This window comes from Staphylococcus sp. HMSC62B09, from assembly GCF_001839115.1.
In the GTDB taxonomy this organism is placed as follows: domain Bacteria; phylum Bacillota; class Bacilli; order Staphylococcales; family Staphylococcaceae; genus Staphylococcus; species Staphylococcus haemolyticus.
In genome coordinates, this window is the sequence record NZ_KV840145.1 from 1 (window position 1) to 5,274 (window position 5,274).

The 5,274-nt window shown below is 28.8% G+C and carries 4 protein-coding genes and 4 pseudogenes; 6 read left to right on the plus strand and 2 right to left on the minus strand.

Translation table 11 applies throughout. From position 1 onward, the window contains the following. Window positions 1-108, minus strand: a pseudogene (locus tag HMPREF3265_RS12210) (IS6 family transposase); the annotation flags it as partial. A gap of 46 nt (window positions 109-154) precedes the next feature. Here HMPREF3265_RS12210 and HMPREF3265_RS06395 point away from each other — a divergent pair. The 3 genes and pseudogenes from HMPREF3265_RS06395 to HMPREF3265_RS06405 form a co-directional block, all read left to right on the plus strand. Beyond that, window positions 155-346, plus strand: a pseudogene (locus tag HMPREF3265_RS06395) (hypothetical protein); the annotation flags it as partial. Window positions 347-380: 34 nt separating this feature from the next. Further along, window positions 381-1,130, plus strand: a complete 750-nt coding sequence (locus HMPREF3265_RS06400; RefSeq protein ID WP_070861181.1) for a hypothetical protein — start codon at window positions 381-383, stop codon at window positions 1,128-1,130. A gap of 41 nt (window positions 1,131-1,171) precedes the next feature. After that, window positions 1,172-2,149 (plus strand): DUF1002 domain-containing protein, encoded by a 978-nt coding sequence (locus HMPREF3265_RS06405; protein WP_070861182.1) that lies wholly within the window; start codon window positions 1,172-1,174, stop codon window positions 2,147-2,149. A 104-nt stretch (window positions 2,150-2,253) separates the two neighbouring features. On the opposite strand, the pseudogene HMPREF3265_RS06410 reads toward HMPREF3265_RS06405, so the two are convergent. Beyond that, window positions 2,254-3,200 (minus strand): annotated as a pseudogene (locus tag HMPREF3265_RS06410) (IS30 family transposase). A gap of 273 nt (window positions 3,201-3,473) precedes the next feature. Here HMPREF3265_RS06410 and HMPREF3265_RS12890 point away from each other — a divergent pair. The 3 genes and pseudogenes from HMPREF3265_RS12890 to HMPREF3265_RS12895 form a co-directional block, all read left to right on the plus strand. Next, window positions 3,474-3,596, plus strand: a complete 123-nt coding sequence (locus tag HMPREF3265_RS12890) for a hypothetical protein (protein ID WP_256277616.1) — start codon at window positions 3,474-3,476, stop codon at window positions 3,594-3,596. A gap of 71 nt (window positions 3,597-3,667) precedes the next feature. Further along, window positions 3,668-4,102 (plus strand): annotated as a pseudogene (locus tag HMPREF3265_RS12215) (transposase); the annotation flags it as partial. 830 nt (window positions 4,103-4,932) lie between these two features. Then, the coding region (locus HMPREF3265_RS12895) for a YSIRK-type signal peptide-containing protein (protein ID WP_256277615.1) at window positions 4,933-5,274 on the plus strand (342 nt) is incomplete at its 3' end.

Here is a 5,274-nt window from a genome sequence, read left to right on the forward strand (position 1 = left end):
TTTTATGCTTTTTCTTCCAAATTTGATATAAAATTGGGGCATATTCCTGAACCCAACGGCTACAGTGATAACATCCTTGTTAAATTGTTTATATCTGAAATAGTTCATACAGAAGACTCCTTTTTGTTAAAATTATACTATAAATTCAACTTTGCAACAGAACCATCCAAATCAACAAATAGAACAACCATCTAGCGAAGATAAGCAAAATCCAGATGCAGCACAAGAAAATAATAACCAAAACAATGATGAAAATACTGATGGTAACAACTATGAAAATGAACAATCTCAAGATGTAGAATCAAAAAGTTCAGAAAATGACAAAGAAACTTCAAACGCTTCATAAATATAAAAATATTATTATCAAAAGGAGTCTTTAATTGGTTAGTGTTACACAAAGAATTTCACAAATTAAACAACCCCGTGGTGGGTATTTAAACAGAAAATCATTTGAAGTTAAGCAACTAGAACCAGAAACATTTATAGATACAAAATATGAAAATATAGCACCTCAAACAATTGGTTTAGTCGTAGACTACCTTACTCGTATGGTTATAAATCAAGACAAAGAAAAATCATTTGCCATATCGTTAACTGGCGCAAAATTAGCTGGGGAATTACAAACAGCCGAATCATTGTTAAAAGATATTAATGATAATGATGATCTATCTATTATTAAAGCATGTCAATTGGTAAATTACGATATGGTATATAGAGCAGGAAGCATGCCTAAAGAATTTAAAATTCCAGATCAAGATACAATTAATAATATAAAATCACTTATAAACAGAAGTCTTTCATTTTTTAATCAAACAGGTGAAGTTAAAATGGATGGTTTCACATTTGAGGGTGGTTATACAAGCATTATTGATACTGGAGATGGCGACTTTCTAACTGAAGATACTTTGTGGGATTTTAAAGTTTCAAAACAACTACCACAGAAAAAAAGTACGCTTCAATTAGTGATATACTATTTAATGGGTAAGGCATCTCAAAAGCCTGTCTTTGAGAATATACGTTACATTGGTATTTATAATCCAAGATTCAACCAAATTTATAAATATGATATGACACAGGCTGATTCAGAAATGATTGAAACAATCCAAAAACGTGTTATTGGATACGATTAATATAAATATATGAAACATTTTAAGGGATGGTGTATTTGAAAATGAAAAAAGCAATAACTAGTTTAGCAGTAGCTACATTGTTGTTATCAGCTTCAGGTGTTGTTAAAGCAGCTGAAAATAAAGAAGATTGGGATGAACCTGTTTTTATTAAAGGCGCTGACTTAGAAGGGCAAGATTTACAACAAACTGAGAATGATCTAGGCGTTGATGATAACTATGAAACTTATAATGTTAACGTCAATGATGTGAGTAATTATATCCCAAACAGCAGTAATCTAAGTTATATTTATTCAAGTGCAACAATTGAACATAAAAAATGGGGTAAGGGTGTTGATGTGAAAATTGATACACCAGATAACATTACAAAAGTGACATCTGAACAATATCAAAATGCTGCAATTACGGCAGGAATTAAAAATGCAGAAATACATATAGCTTCTGTAGAACCAGTAACGGGTGAAGGTGCTTTAGCAGGTATTTATAAAGCTTATGAAGAAAAAGGTAACGATCTAAATAATGAAGATATTCAAAATTCAAATCAAGAAATGAATGATTTAGGTACAATTTCGGAAGAAAATAAAGGTAAAGATGGGTATTCAGATGAAGCTTTGAATGCTTCAATAGCAGATATTAAAGAACAACTTGCAGATATTAAACAAAATCAAGATAAACAAATAACACAACAACAAGTTGAAGACACGGTCAATAAAGTACTCGATGAACGTGGCTTGTCAGAAATATTATCAGAAAATCAAATTCAAATGATTAATAATAATATGGTGAATGTGGCAAACTCTGATGCCTTAACTTCTGATCCAAAAGCATTTAAACAAAATGCAAAAGATGTATTAAAAAATATTGAAAAAAACTCAGATGATTTATTGAATAAAGCAAAAGATAAAGCCAAGGATTTGAATACAGAAGAAAATAGAAATCTCCTTCAACGCATATGGGACGGTATTGTGGATATTATTCAATCTATCATTCAATTTTTCTCTAATCTGTTAAATAAATTATAGAGTTGTTTAAAAAGAGAGGACAAAATCTGCCCTCTCTTTTTTAGCAAAATCACTGATAGGGAGAAGCATATCATAAGTGACGCGGTTTTTTAGTAGTTGAGTTGTCAATTTAAGTGCAACAACTCAGAAATCAAAATTTCATAAGATGTCTTCCAATTAAGACGCTTTCTAGGGCGATGATTAATAGATTTTAAAGCATAATCCAACTCTTCTTGAGTTACCTTTGCTAAATCTGTTTTCTTAAGGAAAAATTCTCTAAGTAATCCATTAGAATTTTCATTAGTTCCACGTTTCCAAGCAGAGTATGGTTCAGCGTAATATATATCGACATCGTATTGAGATTCAATATTATTGTAACAAGAAAACTCTTTACCACGATCTACAGTAATCGTTTTTACAGCGTTGTTAGGAAAAGATGAAATAAGTTTTTTTATAGCTACTTCCATTGATTTAGAAGAGCGATCAGACATAAGAAAACAAATGTAATAGCGAGATTTTCTTTCTGCGAAAGTAGCCAGACAGCCTTTACTTTTTCCTCTGCTTGAAACAACTGTATCTGCTTCCCAATAACCAAAAGAATTACGTTTTTTAATACTCTTACGACGTTGAGATATAGGTTTTCCAACATTGAAACGACCACGAGTTTCTCTAGGTCGTTGCCTTTTACCTTTTTACCTTAAATAAGGAAATAGATCTAATATAAATGAATTAGCATTAATCCATCGGTAAATTGTTTTAAAACAAATATTGTTTTGAAGTAATCTACCAACTATTTATTCAGGTGACCAAAGCAAATTTAGATGATGGATAATTATGTTAATCAGTTCATTAGTTAATTTAGAAAGACGACCACAATTCTTTGTCGAGTTTCATAATTAGTTTGAGATATTTCAGCAACATAATCATGATTTGATTTATTTCTTTTAATTTCGCGAGAAATGGTGGAAACCAAACGGTTTAACCGTTTGGCAATAGCTCTTAAAGAATAATTTTCTTTTCTAAGAATCTCTATACTTGCACGCTCGGTTATTGTAAGATGAATGTAGCTCATATTGGCACTCCTTGTAAGTGTTTTTGTGGTTATTAACATCTTACAATAAAGTGACGATTATGGACCTTTTTTATGAAAACTTATTAGTGTTGCACTTAATATTACAATTCGTCAGTAGATAAAATTCTTTCGTTTTCATCATAGAAATCCTCCCAATAATTAATAAATTTAAACGATTTGAATGAACACTAAAAGGAGTATAGAGTTTCATTTATTCAAAAACACTTTAACCTTCATTTTGATTATTTGTTAGATGACTCGGAAATTAGAAGTATGAATAAGATTTACAGTAATCTAAATATCATGACGTATTTCAATAGTCAAAACAATGGATTGAAACTTAAAACATTTATAAATGAAGAACAATTGAAATCACTACTTGCGATTAAGAAATGAATGAACATTTAATCTATGATCCAACTATTATCTCGAAAATAGTAGAGGATATAAATAAAGCGCAAAAAGGATTTGTTTTATCTTTTAGTGTGTATCAAAATCCCATTGATACAAGAACGATGATGCCATTTTTAAATTCAATTCAAGAGACCTACGGTCATTTACCTGAATATATTGTAGCTGACGCAGGTTATGGTAGCGAATCAAATTATATGACAATTATAGATAATTTTAATCGAACGTCACTCATGACTTATGGAATGTTTATAAAAGATAAAGCTAAAAAATATAAAAGTGACATCTTCAATACTTAAAATTGGTATTATGACGAAATTAACGATGAATTCATTTGTCAGAACAATAAAAGAATAGGATTCAAAAGATATGCCTATCGCCATGATAAGTATGGTTTTAAACGAGACTTTAAATTATATGAATGTGATGATTGTTCAGAATGTCCGCTAAAACACCAATGTATGAACTTCAATTCAAAAACAAATAAAAAATATAGAAATTTTTAACAAGTATCAAAATCTGAAATTATTAACACTTTGTTTATCGATTATATTTTATATTTATTTGCAAGTACTCAATACAATTTCGTAAAACTATACTCGTTTATGAGAGACATTTATTATAACAATTTTACTAATAAATAAATCATTATTTTTGCTGTCATTATTTGGTAAGAGAATGGTATTACTCTCAGTTTGAACTAATTAGTTTTTTTCTAATCTCACCCTCTCACCCTCACCCACACAAGAATTATAACTAACATTCTGATTTTCATAATAATGTTATGTATCTTTTCCATAAGTTTTATTAGCATATTGTTTTCCGTTAAAAATATTTGTTGAGTATAATAATAGAAATATATATTCGATGAGCAGATTACTAGGATTTAAATTTTTGTTATCAAAAAAATAAAAGATTATTATAAGTAACTGATTTAAGAGGAAATTTATTTACACAAAGAAATATAGTGTGAGAATTATTATTTTCTATTGATGAAAAAATGAAGTTAGGATTTTTTATTTTGTCGTATTCTATTTACTTATAAGTAAATAATTTATTTTACAAAAATATCACGATATACAAGTATTTTATTGTCATTGCTAAATATTATAATAAATCCTAGTGATACATACCATCTCATATAAATTCATATGCAATTAAATGTATAATATTTAGTTGTATAAAATAATGATATATATTTTATAATTGTTTGAATTTTCTAATTGTTGAAAATTAAATAGCTATACATTAAAATGAACATGATAAGACTATCAGTATATATGTCATATCAATTTTATTGAAAGGAGACATACAAGGAGTTATGAAGAAAAAAAGAGGTGTGAAATTAGATTTTATCCCTAATAGACTTAATAAGTATTCTATTAGAAAATTTACAGTAGGAACTGCTTCTATTTTAGTCGGAGCTACTTTACTTTTCGGTATAGGTGAAGAAGCAAAAGCGGATGAACAACAAAATAATTCTGTACAATCACAGTCAAATAATTTAAATGATGATGGTCAATCTGAAGAGGCTATAGAAAAACAAACATCAACAGAAAAACAAATTGTAGATCAAGAGAGCACAGAAGAAATTATAACTAATGAACAAGAGGTCTCTAAAGAAGAACAAACAGAAGAAGCACCAGCAGCTGAAGAAACAGAC